Genomic DNA, 18,202 nt, shown 5'->3' with positions numbered 1-18,202 from the left:
AAGAATCTACCTTGTTGGTAGGATGAAGTTGTGAACAACCAGCACCAAAAGGTGGACTCTTTTACTACTATATTCTATTTTGAAATATAGTATAGAGCTAGTCACACTTCTAATTCGTATTTTACAATTCATTGAACATCATCATTTGAGTCTATAGATAGACCAAAATCAGAGATTTTTTGGTTTCATTTGACTTCTCACGAAAGTGATTGGATTACGTTTTGCTGTGAAACGTGCCAAACAATAAATTATAGCGGAAATAGCTGCAACAAAAAAACCAATGGGCCATCCTGTATCGTATGCAAGAGTTAGTGCTGACCAAACAGTAAAAAGAGAGATACTAACAGATAGTCCCATACTGCGAAATGGATGGTGTGTCACATACTGCGTTGTTGCAGCTGGACCAATCATCAAACTAAAAGACAAGAGTGCCCCTACCACAGGAACCGTAATAGCCGTGGTAATTCCTACTACCACTAAAAACACCATTCCTAGAAGTCGTATAGAAATTCCTCGGGCTTCTGCTCCTTCCTGGAGAATAGATGCAAACAAGAGTGGACGGTACAAAAAACTTAAGACTCCTATACAAATAACGCCTAAGATAGCTATTTCCACTACTTCAGAACCACTAACCCCGACCAGTTGACCAAATAGCAATGCATATGCACCTGTGGCATAGTTATCGGTAATCACTAAAAAGAGAGCCCCCGTACCAAGGGCCACCACTAATACAAGCGCAGTGATCACATCATGACGACCTCGTTTACCAAGTAGGCCAATACTTAATGCACCACTAACAGCAAAAACTACTAAGCCGATGAGTGGATTTACTCCGAACATTACTGCTCCTGATGCACCTGCAAATCCAATCTTTGGTAATGCATGTGCTGCAAAGGTATACCCTCGCAAAATCACAAAAAAACCAACAATAGCAGCAAGAACGGCCACAATGGAACCACTAAGAAATGCATTCACCATAAATGGTTGAGATAACATATTGGGCTGGAAAATTTGGAACAAGAAACTCATTTTTCGTTCACCTCCCGAATTAAGAGCCATCGAGAACGTTTCGAAATAAAATGTGAAACTAAATAGAAAACGAGAATGAGAACCGCTGTAAAGAAACTGACTGGCCATCCACGACCATAAGGAGGCCATTCATAACTGTCATAGGCCAAAATAATTCCTAACCATGTCGCCAAGATTCCCATACCAGCCGCCCAAATCAATGCCAATCCCGTTCTCGAAGTCAATCGAACAGCTGCTGCTGCTGGACCAATCAACAATGCAGTACTTAGAAGTGCACCCAGTACCAATGCACCATCTTCCACAGCTGCTGCCAACAAAATCATAAATATCAATCCAACCAGACGGACTGGAACTCCACGAGTACGGGCGATCTCTGGATTTACAGAACTCAATATCAAAGGACGATATAAAACACCTAGTAGGACTATCGTTGCTAAGCCAACTCCTATTACAATCGGCGTCATGGTAGGGTCCATCACAAAAATAGATCCAAACAACACAAGCATCGACACAGTAGCATTATTGCTGGTGATGGTATCGAAATATAAAAAGAGAGCTCCAAGTCCCATCGCGAAGGAAAGGATAATTCCCGTAGCAATGTCACGACTTCGGTGGTTCTTATCCCCCATTAATTCAACACCTGCACCTGCTAATAGCCCAAATGATAGAAAACCATACCATATATTCAGGCCAATCAGGAATGCACCTGACGCACCCGTAGCACCGAGATCAGTCAATGCATGACCGACAAACGACTGACCTCGAATAACAACAAATACCCCAATCATCCCTGAAACAGCTGCAACAAAAGTTCCCACCCAGAGAGCATTGACTACTTGGCTGCTCGTGAAAAATCCTGGAGCAAAGAAGATAGGAAAGAAACCTCTCACTGGATCATCACATCCCCACCATTACAATGTGAACCTTCTACCAAGTCCAATACATCCAAATCGGTTTCTTCCCCTCCAACCACAAGGACACGCCCACGAACACGTAATACTTCCACCTCGTATCCATAAAGTTCACTTAATACGTCACTTTGGATGACATTCTCTACTTCTCCCATCACTGCATGTCCTTTTGCCAAATATAATACTTTATCCATACTAGAGAGTAGTGGATTCATATCATGAGCTACCATGATCACTGCTATCCCTTTTTCTCTGCCGATTCGCGATACCAATCGAACCACTTCATATGCACTGCGAATATCCAAATTGGAGAGTGGCTCATCTAAAAGCAAGATTCTAGGGTTGGTCAAAAGCGCCTGAGCAATTAACAATCGCTGTTGTTCTCCACCAGAGAGACGTCCGACTGGAGCATCTGCAAAAGAAAGTGCATCCACAGCAGATAGCACTTCATCGATTTGTTGTCTTCTTTTCCGACTAGGAAGTGGAATTCCGAAACGATGACCATCAAGTCCAAGCCCTACAAGATCTCTCGCACGTAATGGAGTATTTGGATCAAGATGAATCTTTTGAGGTACATAGCCAACTGCACGATTTCCATGAAGTACAGGTTTTCCTGAAATTTGGAGGCTTCCTTTGGTAGGAGACAGTAAACCAAGAATGACACGTAATAGTGTCGTTTTTCCTGCTCCGTTTGGTCCAATCAAACCAATAAACTCCCCTGCTTTCACTTGAACATGGATGTCATCTAAAACTTTACGATTGCCAAATTGAACACCGATATGATTTAGCTCCAATACTGTCTCTCTATTCATTAGGAAATCGTCTCCGTTGAGCTGCCATTTTGAATAGCGTTCTGTAAAGCTTTCGTTTCTTCCTCCATCCACTTCTGATAAGTGTGATTCGAAGGCATGGTTTCATACACCCCAACCACAGGTATATGATTTTCTTTTGCCAGTTTTAAAAGCGCAGTTGTTACATTATCTACCGCTTGTTGATTATAGAGAAGGGCTTTCACTTGATGGTGCTTCAGCAAATTATCCTCCATTTGCACCACTTGTGGGGAAGGATCAATGCCATTCATGACTGCTGCTTGATAGGGCCATGGAGTTTTCACATCCAATCCAGCAGCTTCTAACAGATAATCCCCTACTGGTTCTGTTACCGCAACAGGAGCATTCGGGAAAGATTTTTTTAGGTTAGAAAGGGCCTGGTTCCATGATTGTAAGGAACTATCAAACTTTTGTAAATTCGCTTGGAAGTACTTTGCTTCGGATGGTTTTTGTTTGGATAGCTCATCCTCAATCAATTTTGCTACCCGTGACATCGTATCTGGCTTGTACCATAAGTGCGGATTCAACGTGTTTTTTCCATATCCCAAGGACGCTGCTACTTCGATAACTACTCGCTTCTCATTTGGAGAAGCAGACTCCAGTTTGTTCATAAAATCATCGTAGCCAAGTCCGTTTTGGATCACTAACGCGGCACTGCTTATATCGCTAGCATTCTTGGTACTCGCTTCGTAGGTGTGAGGATCAGTACTTGGATTATCCATCATGCTAGTAACCGAAACATACTTTCCACCAATCTGTTTCACTACATTACTGTACTCATTTTCAGCAGCAACCACTTGGATTTGATTTGGGTTTGGATGATTCCCTATCGCTCCTAAACTACAACCACTGAGTCCTAACACCAAGATTCCAATAGCAATACCACCTGAGAAAAACTTTCGATAATGTATCGATCTATCATACTTGCTGGTTTTTAGTTTCTTCCCTTTCACTTCTTGGCCCCCTTGGAGAGACTGACTATTCAATATTCAAATACAATTATATCAAAGCGCTATTTGGGTGTACATCGTAAATATTACGTTTTGTTTCGTGAGTTAGTTCGGAATCAAAAATAAACTTAATTTATTTGTTCTATTGTAAAATCTTTACTTTTCAAAAGTAATAATATGATCAATTTCATATGATTAGATGAATATATCTGCGTAATGATTACGATTTAAACAAAAAATTGATAATATCTTCCCATATAATATTTAGATATTTCTGTATTCAACTCTCTCTATCTGGTATAATAAAAGAAAATCATTTTCTTAGATAAGAGGTGATTAATTTGCGCTACTGTAATGATCCTGATTGCAAACACTAAAGTTTCCTAACTGGTAATATTATTATCCATAAAAAAACAGCCTCTAAAAGGCTGTATAAATTGTAACCCGATTAACGGATCAGAAACCTGTTAATCGGGTTTTGTTTTAAACATAAGTAACATCATCTGTGTCAAGACAAATTTTAATCATAATTAGTCACAGATGATGTAAATCCAATCAATAGTAATTCTTCATTTGTATATAGCTCATCAATTGAAAATAATAGAACTTGTCCATCAACAAAATCACAAACACAGTATTACTGTCGATCATGATTCTCATCTATTTGAATCGTGCTTCCATCTATTCGGATCATGTGATTGTGATGAAAGAATACACAATTTTGCAAGACGATTTCCCAAAAAGTGATAAAAAAGAACTTAGAAGAAGTGTTTGGGGCAGAAGCAAAAATATCGGAACCGATTTCCAAATCCAATTCTCATTCATAAAGTCATGAAGGAAACTAGAAAGAAATACAGCAACAAAAATAAAGCAGATTGAAACTAAACTAAGAAAAATAGGATGATCGTACTTAAAAAAGCATGAAAAAAATTTCTTCAGAAAAACTTCTCACAAAACGAAGCATCATTCTTCTCAAACTATTCATTTTCTTTTGGTAGTGGATCAGGAAAAGTGTGCCATTCTTGTTTCATTTCCTCATCTGTTAACAGCAATTCGTCTAACTCTTCTACTATTTGCTCTTTCTCCATATCTACTCCAATCAAAACAAGTTCATTCATTCTATCCCCATATGGTTCATTCCATCTTTTAAGCAGTTCAGGATCTTCTTTCTTGTACCATTCTTGCTGGTTCGATGGCAAAGCAGCTATCCAATGGGATAATGCACCTAATTGGATCGATGGACCTGCTTGACTAAGGAGAAAGGCAACATCATTTCGTGTAGCTATCCAAACAATGCCCTTTGCACGCACAATCGATTCGGGCCAGTTGGAAAACCAGTCCATCATTCTAGCAGGATGAAAAGGGCGTCTTTGCCGATAAACCATCGAAGAAATACCGTATTCATCTGTTTCAGGAGTGTGTTCGGTTTGGTTCAGTTCTTGAATCCATCCAGCAGAAAGGCTTGCATCTTCAAAATTAAACCTATTTGTATTTAAAATTTCGTTGTGATCCACTTTACCATATATAGTGTAAATGATTTTTGCCTTTGGTTGAATTTTTCGTAACACATGCTCCAATTTTTTCAACTCAGATTCACTGATTAGATCACATTTATTGAGAATCAAAACATCACAAAATTCAATTTGGTCGATAAGTAAATCGACTACATCACGGTGATCTTCCTCATCTAGTCCCTGCTTACGATCTACTAACGTTTCTCCGGAAGAAAAATCATGCCAAAAGCGATAAGCATCCACAACTGTGACCATGGTATCCAACCGGCAAAACTGACTGAGATCAATTCCTAGCTCTTCATCTATATAGGAAAAGGTTTGTGCTACAGGTATAGGTTCACTAATACCTGTGGATTCAATGAGGATATAATCAAATCTCCCATCCTTTGCTAATCGTTCCACCTCTACTAGTAAGTCCTCTCTTAATGTACAACAGATACATCCATTGGACATTTCCACAAGTTTTTCTTCGGTTCGGGATAGATTTGCTTCTTGATTTACTAATTTCCCATCTATATTAATCTCACTCATATCATTGACAATAACAGCTACCTTTTTGCCTTCTCGATTGTTTAACACATGATTTAAAATTGTAGTTTTTCCAGAACCTAAGTATCCACTTAAAACAGTAACAGGTATTTTGTTGGCAATCATTTTTTAATCCTCCTAAAGATGTTATCATCTACTTATATCGTAATGATTACTATTTGTAAACACTTAAATTCTTTTACCTACTACGGAGCAATATGGTGATATATCCGCGATTAATTGAAATATATATAAAATAAAACACTATAAACATATTTTATTCTTTTTTAAAAATAAATAGACAAAAAGACATCATATCAATATAATGAACAAGTCATTTCAAATAATAATAATTACGATTTAAAGGGCATATCTTATGAGAAAATGGAACATCTTTTGTTTAATATTACTTCTTTCTATCTCCATGATTGGTTGTACGAACAACCATTCCGATCATTCTGAAAAAAAGATGAATCAAAAACGCAAAAAATAGTTGTATATGCTAGTTTTTATTCCTGATGAAGAACCTAGCCCAAAAAAGTTAAAAAAAGTGATCCAATTCGCACAACAAAAACATATTCGTTATATTTTCTTTGAAAAACTAGTTAATGCAAAGGTAGCAACGGCAATCACAAACGAAATTCATGCATAACCTTTAATACTAGATCCCTTGGAAGGACTTACACTTGATGAATCCAAAAAGGAAGACGACTACTTTACTATTTCAATGAGAAACCTAAAAATTTGAAAATTGCTTTACAATAACACAAATAACTACCATTTCTATAAACAAAAAATGGACTCCTGTTCTCTTTAACAGAAGTCCATCCTTTCACAAATAACACTACTCATTCCACATGATTCATGGCATGTTAGAATGATCTATTTTCACATTAAATGGTGGATATCCGCTTATCATCCAAAACTAAGTCTTTATAGACAGGCGAAGGGGCTCAAATCTGATCGCCGTAGTAAGATCCGAGGTGACATTACACCGCTGTTAAAATGAGCGGCTTATCTTCGGTAATGACAATCGTGTGCTCAAACTGTGCGGCATAGTGATGGTCCGGCAGCAGCAGCCCCCAACCGTCAGCGCTCTCTTCTACAAATTCTGCTCCATCCGATACAAAGGTTTCCACCGCGAGCACCAGTCCGTTCGTGAGCAGCCTGCTGTCTCGCGGATCATAGTAATTCAGAATACTGTCCGGCATCTCATGCAGTTCGCGGCCAATGCCGTGCCCGGACAAATTGCGGATCACAGTGAATCCGTCCTTGCGGGCTTGGTTGTGAATCGCCCGTCCGATGCCACTGATTTTCGCACCCGCTCTGGCCTGCTGAAGCCCCTGATGCAGCGCTCGAAGCGAGCTCTGACACAGCTTTTCCTTGTGAGGCGAACGGGTTCCTACCACTATCGTTGCCCCGGTGTCAGCATAGTATCCCCCCAGCTCTGCCGACACATCAATATTAACGATGTCCCCTTCCTCTAGTACCCGATGGTCTGGAATGCCATGCGCTGCAACCTCATTCACGGAGATACAGGTTGTTCCCGGAAAACCGTAGGTGATAGCAGGTGCAGAGATAGCTCCATGCTTATCCAGCACCCTTTTGCCGATACGATCGAGCTCAGCTGTTGTGACTCCCGGTCGGCCAGACGACAGCATCTCTTCACGGGCCATTGCGACAATACGGCCGATCCTCTGCAGAGCAATAAGATCATGTTCTGATTCGATGGTCAAGTTTAATACCCTCCAGTATTTGCAATATATACCCATATTTAATTCCAATATACTCGAAAAAGAGCTCCAAATTAGTGCTGTTCATTTAAATAGGATATTTATCATATGGGAAGAAATGTGCCAAGATTTATATAATCGATCCTCTATGATCAAACCAAATAAACATACTTCATTGTTTGGGAGAATTCAATCCTTTTTTCATTGACCAACAACTTGTGCCAGTTCATATGCAATCTGAACTGCTGAGTTCTCACCTCCAACCACTACCATTCGTTGATTTTGGAATTCGTCTACCTTTCGATAGTGGCAGGAGTTAATACCCTCCCTTTATATTGTTCTTTTCCTTTCTGAAACAAGAGATAAATCGACTTTGTTTGCTGCCCTTTTAGCAAATGCGATCAATTTATGGTTGTCTAAAATGGCAGATACTAGTCTTGGGATCACCTATGAAACAACTTGCTTGGGTGGCGGATTGGTACATACGAAACGAAACCTATGCCAAAGCACTGGCAGAAATCACGATTTCCATCATGCACATCCCTTTTTCCGGACAATTTGCTCGAAACTCTAAAGTCGCCTTTCCATCCTTGACTACAGATAATAGAAGAGAGCCTCCATTATAGTAGGCTCATCATTGTAAAATCGAAGCTTCATAGGATCACCTCTTATTCATTAATTCGTTCTTTTTGCCTCAACACCCAGATAATACTCGTATTGTTTTATGCAGTTTTCACAGTACTTCCCAACCATAAAAGCAATTTCAAAAGCTTCTCCTTCTTCTAAGCTAACACCACAATTTTTACACTTCTGCATTCTAATCACCTCGATTTATTTTTCGGGCCTGAGCGTTTAATCACCTTACCACCTGTTGTTTTGGTCTTCTTCTCTACAGTGTAAATCTTATGTGGTCAAAATGCTACCAAACGAGGTTTTAAACAAAAACGAAAAGCCAAAGCCCCTTATCTATCAAGGAAAATTGGCTCTCGTTTAGTGAGTGTCGATTATACTTCCATATTAAATATAGGTGTTTCCTTGGGTTTCCTCTGGGTTACGTAGGTGCATGAAGTCCGGTGTATCAAGGGTTTGTGTTTACTTGTGTGTATATGGGGAACCCAAGGATTTTTAGTGTGTGGGCAAAATGTGGTCAATTGGGGTGGTTGATAGAATGGAGAAATGATTGATCTTTTATTGATTTAATTAATTCTTTAATTAAGGTAGACAATTCGAAAAAAATGTTCTCTGCACTTATACATATTTGATCCATCTTGTTTCAATAAACTTTTTTAAAAATCTTTTTCACAATATGAATTTAAATATTCCATGTTTAACGTCCGCTTATAATCCTTTAAATTTTCTACTATATCCATTTCATATTGATAAAGTGTACTAACGAAACTAAGAGTTGATTGCTCTATTAGTTTTTCATGTTGATATCGCAATTTCTCTTTATAATACTTTTCATTTGTTTCAATCTCTGAAAGTATCCTTCTTCTAAGCTTATTTATACGCTCTACAATATCAATATCTTCTAATTCTCTTATCATCGGCATATAATCATTTAATACTCTTATGAATTCAGAAATATGCTCGATCACATTACTTAAATTTTCCTTTATTTTTCTATCCATTTTGTGATCATTTATACCAATCATGTATCCATTTCTTAATGAATCATACTTTAGTAAAGAATCTGTTTCCTCAAGAAATGAATCTATAATTTTCATCTGTCTTTTATATTCCCTTATAAAGTCATTTGTTCTTTGATTCTTAATAGTTAAATAAACCCCACCTAGAGTTACAAAACCACCTATTAAGCTCCCTAAGTATGAGATTAATGCAGCCATACTTTCTTTACTCATTCCGAAATACCATATAACAAATACGAACAAAAATATTGTGATAGTTAAAATAATCACACTCATATTAAAATATGGGTTCCTAGATCTCCACTTCAAAATTTTCATAAATGTATTAACAATATTGAACTCCCTTGTAGACTTCTCTTTTGATTTATTTGAACTTGATATATCCCCATTAATAACACTATTTTTCTCTTCATCATTCATCAAACTGTTTTGCATCTCCTTACATTATTGTTATAAATTATTTCGACTTATTCAAATTAAATCCTATCTCAATGAAAAAGAAATATCCTATAATTCGTGAATGATAGATTAATAATACAGAGTCGGATTGTATTCTAAACTTGACGATTGAACGTGGAATCTGCAAACTCACAAAATCAAGAAATTCATCATCATATATACAACTTTAAAGACATATTACCCATCTCCATTTAATTAAATATAAAAGCAGGTCGTTCTATAACAAACGCCTGCTTTTAGTATTCGCTTCTGATTTTATGTCTCAGTTGTACATAGGAAAATATTAAATAATTTTTGTACTATCGCTTATCAGTAAACATCGTCGCCAATAGAAATACTTATACCTCTAAATATTGGCTTTCCGTTAGTTTCAAAAACTGTTCTTTTAAACTTTTTGCAATAGATTTTGCCATTATTGGGGGTACAGCATTTCCAATTTGTGTAAAAACAGCAGTTCGATGACCTTCAAAAAAGTAGTTATCTGGAAAAGATTGAATTCTAGCAGCTTCACGAACAGAAATAGAACGAATCTGTTTTTCATCTGGATGTATATAGTAATGCCCATCTTTGGAAATATGTGCAACTAATGTATGGCTATGAGCCAAATCACCACAAACTACTTTAAAACGATCTAAAAATGACTCTACATTTCGATGGGTAATTAAATTGTCTGGTAATTGATTATATCGTATTCTTTTTTGATTTCTATTCCATTCCTGAATTGCTAAATGATATATCTCTCTATCTCTACCATTTACATTACGACTAATGTGTTGAGTTAGTAAATCTTCTTCATTTCGAATATCATACTCTTTCAAGTAATCAGGATATTCATGTCGGTAATTACCTATCATTATCTTTTCTCCAGCTTTTAACGCAGGTAAGTCCTTGAGTAAATCTTCAACTAAATAGGAGTGTTCCACTACTTTGAAATTAGGATAAGTAAAAGTAAGATCTTTCCTCCATCCTATTAAGATAACACGTTTTCTATTTTGTAGGACTCCAAAATCCGCAGCATTTAAAATTTTTGCTTCAACTTGATATCCAGCCTCATTCATATATCCAGTAACATCTTGAAAAAGCTGTCCTTTTCCAGCGGTAAGAATACCAGGAACATTTTCAAATACAAATACTTTTGGTTGATAATAACTTAGAAACTTTACATATTGACGGTATAAATAATTCCTAGGGTCATTCTCTTTTCCATAAGGATCTCTAGCTCTACCTACAAGCGAGTATGCTTGACAAGGAGGGCCTCCAATTAAGAAATCAACCGAAGAAAATCCAAGTTTAATAAGATTCTGATCAATTCTGTTAAAAATATCTTCAATTGTGTGATCCGAGATCTCTATATTTAAAATACTTTGTTTTAATTCATCAGGGATATAAGAATCTAACTGCTCTCGGGTAATCTCCTGACAGAGATATTGCCGATATATGTCTCCTTTCCCTATTCTTTTTAAATAATGATAAGCAATTCTTGTTTGGAGTGTTCGAGAGGCATGCATATCCATTTCAACGTGTGCAATTGGAGTAAAACCATTTTGTACAAATCCTTCTGAAAGTCCCCCTGCTCCTGCGAACAAATCAATGTAATTCAACAAAATCACCTACTTTAATGTTCAACAAGATAACGAGAAATATCCAATGGAGGAATCTTCAGGTGTTCCTAGCAACAGTGCTCGATCTAACATTGCATTACCATGTTCACATGAAGTTTCGGGTACAAGAACACAGTTATGACAGGCGGCTAGATTTACTGAGTTTGGTCCTTGACCATTACTATGAATACATATAGGATCAGAAGAACACCAAGTGGCATTTGTTAGTGCTGACTGAATCGTTTCTTCTAGGCGCATAGGATTTCCTTGTCGAACCAATCCCCCCATTGACCCTTCGGTATCACCTGAAGCAGTATATATTAAAACACCTTTCATTTTATCATGTAAATTAGATTTACTACAGTACAAACGTTCACGAAGTGATGAACTTCCATATCCGCAATCATAACTAAGCTGATTAATAATCGAATGAGCAAATGTATGTATTAATATAAAAATAGGATTAAATTTGAATGGTTCTTGGTTTCGAGAAATCATAAGTCTTTCCCAATTCTTCTCTAACAACATGATTCTTTTTTTAACTGAAGGACGTTTTATCCAATCTTGTAGTCTGTCTTCCCGAAACTCAAAGAAAATCCCTTCTCCTCTTACTACAATTGCGGGCAGCCAACTGATATCTGGATTTAACGATAGATTCCGTTTTTTATCCAAAAGTTGGATATCACCAGGAACTAAACGAGAAAATCCTGTAAATACTCTCGTCTCTCGGATTTTATGAGCCAAGACTATTCTCTGAAATGATTCTGTAACTACCTTCTTATATGATGAGACAGGAAAAGACTTTACATAAAAATCTTGATTATCCCCACCTTTTTCATTCAAAATTGCTTCATACTCAGGTCGACGGTATTCTTCTTCGTTTTCTTCTTGTTCGATAGTGCTTATCGTATTATCTACTGTCTTCTCTTGCTGCATCCGATCACTCACTACTTGAAGAAGTTCTTGAAAATCCACTCTTTTCCAGTTCGCAAAATAACGAATTATATCTTGATTAGGTTGATCGTCAACAGGAGACCCTAGGAGACCCCAATTTTGTTCAACTAGTTTTATTACTTTTGGATTTAATTGTTTTTCCCAACTGGGAAGATAAATAGAACTTGCAATTATAGGAAAATAAACATTAGATGCACCTTTTTGAACAACTGTTAACGATTTACCACAACCTAAAGTACCCTTAGTTTCCCCCAACCAAGGACGATTTCCCTCACATGTTTTGGATATTGAGTCTAAAACACCTTTTTGGGTAGCACCACTTAAAGTTCGTGATGCACCGCAAGTACAGGTGATTTCTATTCCGGATAGGCTGCTGTTCTTTCCTGGTAAATAGCGTAGCTGGCATGTGTTATTCCATTCTTTTTCTGTATGAACCCATTCCATGAAAGGAAAGTCTTCAATATGGCCATCTTCACAAACGCAAATAAATCTCACAGGAATTAAAAAAGATCTTTTTTTCTCATCATGCTTACAGGAATATCCTGTTGCAAACTGATATCCGGGACAACGTTCTTGTGCATCATTATAAAGTTTCCTCTTAATCATCCAACCACATCTCGGACAATAATGCCAAAGAGGAAATCGAACACAAGGAATTCGAAGTCCTGGATTACTTACACGAGATCGATTTTCACTTTTTCGAAAATCTGGAGGAGTATAAAATTTCTCTACCTGCAATCTTTTTTCTAGTCTTGGTTCCCTAATTTCAAATTCTGTCTTATCAACCGCTTTCTCAAACTCTTTATCCCAAGCATCTAAACCACAAACCATGAGGGACAAATCGTGAGGGAAATTAATCATTTGTCCCACTCCCCATGGGGAAATAAGCTGACTTCTTCGAATAGTTTTTTTCAATTTTCTTCACCTATATTTCCATTTGGATACTCAGACGTAATAAACGCTTCACATGTTACATCAACTGAACGCATAGAAGTAGGTGTAGGCCATGACCGATCTTTCCAATCTTCATCAATTGCTACCCCATAAGGATAAATTAAGGGGATCTCTTGATTTAAACCAGATGCATTTCCATAATTTAATGGCTGAAAACTATCCCAGTCCTGAATATAGTAGTTCAGCATTCGTTCAGTATCATCTAACTCTGATTCGTCCACATGATCTACTCGCTGCAAAATTATGTTTTTGCAGTATTCTATTAATTCTTGCTTAGGATATGGATAAGGCTTGTGAGCTAATTGTTCATCACCTAAATACCGTAATAATCCTACTAGTAATGCATGTAACGCTCTTTCTCGGACTGGAGAAGAGTATGGGGTAACACTTGTTGGTTCAACATGGCTATATATCTTAGAATGATATGATATAAAGTTTTCATAAAAAGACCGATCTCTAGGTTTAGACGTATTATATATCGTAAACACTAAACCAGGTTTGTCTGATGATCTACCTACTCTACTGGTTGCTTGAATATATTCAGAGGTTGTTTTTGGTTGCCCAATCACGCTCATCAATCCCAAACGTGAAATATCTAACCCCACTGAAATCATATTGGTTGCAAGACAGATATCTACTGGTTTCTGTGATTTCGATGGGTAGGAATGTTCTAAATCCTGCAAATGTTTGGTTACATCAGAACTACTTACCCGACTAGTTAATTCAATTACACGTTGTATGTATCGAATTTTTTCTTTTTTATTCTTCCCCCCTATTAATTGAAGTCGGATCCACATAGCACGAAGATACTCACTTATATCAGCACTTACTAGGGTGCGTGCATGACCTAACTCACGAATACTATTAAAATACGCTAATACACTCCAATACCCATCACGCTCTTCTTCACTTGATACATTTCCGACTTTAACTCCTTGGATTAATGCTGAAAGCACTCTTACTTGTGTTGTTGCATGGGATGGCAACGCAGAAGCATGTATTCCAAGATAGATTCTTCCTGGCTTGTCATTATCAACTTTTGCAAAAAAAGACTCTCCAGCATCTATGCAAGGAGGAGGGAATTGTTGAACTTCTTCTGTTCCACATTGGAATAATGCATCTACCTGTTCTTTAGCTCGAGTAATTGTTGCAGTTGATGCAATAATTTTTGGTCCAACACCTGTCACAGGGTCCCTACAAAGCTCGGATATCATTGTCTCATAATGGCCAACCATAGATCCTAAAGGTCCTGAAATTAAATGAAGCTCATCTTGAATAATAAGTGTAGGTGGAGTCTTCCTTTCATTTTTTTTAATTCCAAATAGACTACGGGCTTGTTCACGCCAAGGTAACATAGCAAACTTATCCACTGTTCCTATAAGAAGGGTTGGAGGATTCTCATAAATATCTTCATCAGTTACTAGGATTGGGAGTGGTCGAGATAATTTACTAAAATGGCATGCTTCATCTCCACATACAAACTGAATAGTCAATTTTCCTCTTACCCGGTTTTCCTTGTATCCTTTAGCAAATACTTCTCTCTTTTGATCCCAACCATGCTTCTTTGGAAAAAAATTCATCTGTGTACCACACCAAGGACACTTTAAGAGAACAAACTTATTCTCCCCTTCTTTGAAAGATGCTCTTGCCTCATCCCTTTTATTGGGCGTTAACGTTTTCCCTGCCCAAAGACCAATTGAGATACGCTCTTTCCCAAGTAACGACGAATTCTGGGATCGAATATATTCACAAGCGCAAATAAGTGATGATGCACGCTGAAATTGTTGTGCAGTTAAAAGTCGTAAAGTATATCTCATAATAGCAGTTGTTCCAGAATTCTTTGGATCATTTAATTTCTGAAGAAAAATAGTAAATGCAGCCAAACCAAGATAAGCTTCTGTCTTTCCCCCTCCAGTCGGAAACCATATTACGTCCACTATCTTACGGTCTGGATGTAAAGATGTAGACATACTTTGTAGATTCATTAATATAAACGCAATCTGAAAGGGACGCCAATTTCCTAAATGAGCTTGTGAAGAAGACCAAGTAGTACGATCTTTAATATCCAAATGTTGAACAGGTTCTTGAAGCTCTAGTTTGATTTGTTTTTCATCTGTCCACTCCCATTCACGCAATTTTAAACTATATCGGAGTTGTTGAATAAGCATTGCTTCATTCATAAAACGAAATGCTTGTCTCACAGCAGTGTTTTTCTCTAATAATTGATATCCTTCTCTCATTCTTGAAAGACAGCGACGACATTCCTCTAAATGACGTATCACTGTTGGTTTATATTCTTCTGATAAAGATTTTCCGATTTCTTCTTGCTCATTTATCCAAACTTCATACTCATCACACAATCTTTTCAACACAGAATAAGAATCATCTGTATTCTTACTAAATTCTATCATGCTAAGCGGTATGTCCTGAAAACTCACTGGAACTATTGACTTGACCTCATATTCAGGAATAATGAGTGTTCTAACTTCAGTAGCTCTTCCATCTGCTGCCTCTGTCCAACCAGCTGCACATCCATGACCTACTGCAAATGTAGATTTATTTCGATAAAGTAAATCATTTGACTGATCATCCTCAGTTAAACTCTTTTTTGATGATGGATAAACTAGAAAACTTCCATGATTAGAACCTTTTACTGAAAAGGATACTTGAAAAAAGCATTCTTCATTGGAGATCCAATCATTGTTTGAAGCTTTAATCTTTTCATTTACTATAGTAAATGTTAGTAATTTTTTTCCTGTAGGTAAAAGATTGGCAGTGGTCCGATTGGAAATATAAAGAGCTAGATCCGTTTTTTTATTTTGATAAAGTATATCGTGCTTCCTCTCCGTTCCCACCTCTAGTGGTAATTCTTTTAAAGATAAAGTGATCTTTGTATCAAGAGATGTTCGGAAGTAAGCATTTCGTGTACGCATTTTACTTAAATGAGTTTTATATGTATGATTTCCTTGTTTGTATATTCCTGCTTGGATAGCAACAATTAATCCATCTTTCGGCACATCAACTAAACAACTTAATCCCATCGCTGCTGGGTAAAAAGAGTTTGTCAAATTTAAGGTTTCATCTGAGGAATCATCAAGCTCCTCTATTGGAATTGAATCCTTGATTTTCGTTTCGATTTCAATGGGCTTGATTTCTACTGTAAGATCTTCCTTATCTCCTTCTGATGTTGATTCTGTTTCTAAAGAAATCTCAGCGTTTTGAGGAAATAATATTCCTGCTCCATATCGATTACGAGGAGAATCAAATAGAATTTCTTCGCCATTTTCCTGCAAATGGGTTCCTTCTGGTCCAACAAGTTCTTTTTTAACAAAGTCGATTATATGAGATCTCACCTAGACATTCCTTTCGCTATCAATTCATTGAATCGATCTCTCATTCCTTCTTCTAAAAAAAGTATTAATCCTACCTTTGCTCGTGACATTCCTACATATAAATGGGACTGACTATAGGATTGATGAAGATTATTGATGTCTGTTATCAAGACATAGGAATTTTCCATACCTTTAAAACTTTGAATAGTACAAAATTGACTTTTTTCCTGTTTCTGTTCCTGAGAAACGAACCCATCAGTTAAATCATACAGTTTTCCCAGTTGGTAAAAGTAACTCCCAACTGAGCGATCTAAACTATGAGAGGATAGTAATGTAATTTTTTCAGATGGAATTTTTTTACGTCGAAGGTCAGATAAAATCCTTTGAATCAACTCTTGTTGTTCTTCTTGATTCTTGTAAAAGTAATAACGAACATTCTCTCCTTCTACTTCTCCCAGTTTGATCGAAGAATGATCAAATCCAGATAGCAAATAGGTTTGAAGGCCGATGTTCCTAGTGTTCCTACAATTCTTAGTCAACATAAAAGAGGTAAAACGATCATCTGAGCGATCCCTAATCAACTGAATCATCTCATCTCTTGTATAATCTGAAAAGAGATTTTGACGATGGAAATCACTAAATATCTCCCATTCTCCTCCTGCAAGCCCCCCTCGAAGAAGGGAATCTAACACATCTAGATAATCTTCACGAATTAAATCTTGTCCTTCATCAAGAACTAATTTATCAAAAGGCTCTAATTCTCCATCCCCTAATGCTTCTAGAGCCAAAGTGGGTAGAGTTTCTGTGAAGAAATTTGGATTTTTTTGATCCCCTAGACCAATATACTTTTTACTAAGAGAAAGTAAAAATGCATGAAAAGATGAAACCACTACATTTGGTTGATCATGTAGTGTTTGTTTTAAGTGTGAAGCAAGAAGTTGGTTATAACATAAAAAAAGAGTTTGTTTTTTACAATAACCAGCTCTTCGTGCTGACTCAGTTGCTATAAGCGTTTTCCCAGTACCAGCTGCACCCTCAAACAGACAGCGTTTATTATGTTGCAACAAATCCAAACATTGATACTGCTCCTCAGTTAACCGTAGTAAATCCTGCTCTGTTTCCTCAACTACAACTTTTGTTGAAACTAAACGTTCAAAATCCCCCCGAAGAAAACGAACCAGTTGTTGTACATCATTTTCAGTAGGTAAAAAATCTTTAGCAGAAGGACTTACTTTTCTTTCCAATTCTTGGACAGTATGTCTTGACAGTCTTTCTATATATTTTGAAAAAGGTTGTCGTCTAGATTCCCTATCATATACTCTCCACTGATCTTCTTCAGGTCCTTGTGTCGGATAAGAAATATGTGGAAACACAACACCAAAACTGAGAATAAGCTTGGATAAACGATGAGATGGACCGAATTTATTACGAATTGCTTCACGCAAACTATACATGCCATCCTTTGCCTGTTCGAATGGGCCTTTTATACTTTCGAACGTTTTACCATATCGGTTGGTATATTTCCAAATTCCATTCTGTTTAACTACTCCGCCTGATTTTACTTCTAAACAAAAAAGCCCGTATTTAGGAGCCATTACTAAAAAATCAATCTCTCCGAACATTTGCCTAATATGTTTACTTAACGATAAAGAATGTAGTACAATCCAGTTTTCAGTATCTGGTTCTTGTTCCAGTAATGAAAATATTTCCTTCTCTCCTCGACTTTTTACATCTGGACTTATAAAGGGCGGTATCATT

The 18,202-nt window shown here is 37.1% G+C and carries 15 protein-coding genes; 2 read left to right on the top strand and 13 right to left on the bottom strand.

All coding sequences use genetic code 11. The annotated features are described in order from the left end of the window. Positions 1–168 precede the first annotated feature (168 nt). The 5 genes from MK805_RS15800 to MK805_RS15780 form a co-directional block, all read right to left on the bottom strand. Positions 169–1,029, bottom strand: coding sequence for a metal ABC transporter permease (locus MK805_RS15800; RefSeq protein ID WP_240876883.1), 861 nt, complete (start codon positions 1,027–1,029; stop codon positions 169–171). Beyond that, positions 1,026–1,919, bottom strand: a complete 894-nt coding sequence (locus tag MK805_RS15795; protein WP_240876882.1) for a metal ABC transporter permease — start codon at positions 1,917–1,919, stop codon at positions 1,026–1,028. Before MK805_RS15795 ends, MK805_RS15800 begins: the two co-directional genes overlap by 4 nt. Continuing rightward, a complete protein-coding gene (locus tag MK805_RS15790) occupies positions 1,916–2,752 on the bottom strand; it encodes a metal ABC transporter ATP-binding protein (protein ID WP_240876881.1) in 837 nt (278 codons plus the stop codon). The genes MK805_RS15795 and MK805_RS15790 overlap by 4 nt, the downstream gene beginning before the upstream one ends. Further along, a complete protein-coding gene (locus MK805_RS15785; RefSeq protein ID WP_240876880.1) occupies positions 2,752–3,723 on the bottom strand; it encodes a metal ABC transporter solute-binding protein, Zn/Mn family in 972 nt (323 codons plus the stop codon). The genes MK805_RS15790 and MK805_RS15785 overlap by 1 nt, the downstream gene beginning before the upstream one ends. 974 nt (positions 3,724–4,697) lie before the next feature. Continuing rightward, entirely contained in the window at positions 4,698–5,888 is a 1,191-nt protein-coding gene (locus MK805_RS15780; protein WP_240876879.1) for a GTP-binding protein, read from the bottom strand. Between the two features lie 373 nt (positions 5,889–6,261). Between MK805_RS15780 and MK805_RS15775 the strand changes: the two genes are divergently transcribed. Next, positions 6,262–6,414 (top strand): metal ABC transporter solute-binding protein, Zn/Mn family, encoded by a 153-nt coding sequence (locus MK805_RS15775; protein ID WP_240876878.1) that lies wholly within the window; start codon positions 6,262–6,264, stop codon positions 6,412–6,414. A gap of 337 nt (positions 6,415–6,751) precedes the next feature. On the opposite strand, the gene map is transcribed toward MK805_RS15775, so the two are convergent. Next, positions 6,752–7,498, bottom strand: coding sequence for a type I methionyl aminopeptidase (gene map / locus MK805_RS15770; RefSeq protein ID WP_240876877.1), 747 nt, complete (start codon positions 7,496–7,498; stop codon positions 6,752–6,754). Positions 7,499–7,696: 198 nt separating this feature from the next. Further along, positions 7,697–7,816, bottom strand: coding sequence for an NAD(P)-binding domain-containing protein (locus MK805_RS15765; protein WP_338057526.1), 120 nt, complete (start codon positions 7,814–7,816; stop codon positions 7,697–7,699). A 74-nt stretch (positions 7,817–7,890) separates the two neighbouring features. On the opposite strand from MK805_RS15765, the gene MK805_RS15760 reads away from it, so the two are divergent. Then, positions 7,891–8,121, top strand: coding sequence for a transposase (locus MK805_RS15760; protein WP_240876876.1), 231 nt, complete (start codon positions 7,891–7,893; stop codon positions 8,119–8,121). Between the two features lie 49 nt (positions 8,122–8,170). Here the strand turns inward: MK805_RS15760 and MK805_RS15755 are convergent, their stop codons facing one another. The 6 genes from MK805_RS15755 to MK805_RS15730 all read right to left on the bottom strand — a co-directional run bounded on the left by MK805_RS15755 (position 8,171) and on the right by MK805_RS15730 (position 18,201). Continuing rightward, a complete protein-coding gene (locus MK805_RS15755; RefSeq protein WP_240876875.1) occupies positions 8,171–8,311 on the bottom strand; it encodes a hypothetical protein in 141 nt (46 codons plus the stop codon). 470 nt (positions 8,312–8,781) lie between these two features. Next, the gene (locus MK805_RS15750; RefSeq protein WP_240876874.1) at positions 8,782–9,564 is read right to left on the bottom strand and encodes a YrzE family protein; all 783 of its coding nucleotides are present in this window, start codon (positions 9,562–9,564) and stop codon (positions 8,782–8,784) included. 377 nt (positions 9,565–9,941) lie between these two features. Further along, positions 9,942–11,204 (bottom strand): DNA cytosine methyltransferase, encoded by a 1,263-nt coding sequence (locus MK805_RS15745; protein ID WP_240876873.1) that lies wholly within the window; start codon positions 11,202–11,204, stop codon positions 9,942–9,944. A 21-nt stretch (positions 11,205–11,225) separates the two neighbouring features. Then, positions 11,226–13,073, bottom strand: coding sequence for a DUF1998 domain-containing protein (drmB, locus tag MK805_RS15740; RefSeq protein WP_240876872.1), 1,848 nt, complete (start codon positions 13,071–13,073; stop codon positions 11,226–11,228). Next, positions 13,070–16,465, bottom strand: a complete 3,396-nt coding sequence (locus MK805_RS18070; protein WP_240876871.1) for a helicase-related protein — start codon at positions 16,463–16,465, stop codon at positions 13,070–13,072. Before MK805_RS18070 ends, drmB begins: the two co-directional genes overlap by 4 nt. Further along, positions 16,462–18,201, bottom strand: a complete 1,740-nt coding sequence (locus tag MK805_RS15730; protein WP_240876894.1) for a nuclease-related domain-containing DEAD/DEAH box helicase — start codon at positions 18,199–18,201, stop codon at positions 16,462–16,464. The genes MK805_RS18070 and MK805_RS15730 overlap by 4 nt, the downstream gene beginning before the upstream one ends. Position 18,202 lies beyond the last annotated feature (1 nt).

Source organism: Shimazuella soli (assembly GCF_022511585.1).
Taxonomy (GTDB): Bacteria; Bacillota; Bacilli; order Thermoactinomycetales; family Thermoactinomycetaceae; genus Shimazuella; species Shimazuella soli.
Note: the sequence above shows the minus strand (reverse complement) of the source record. Positions and strands in the feature narration are given on the sequence as shown.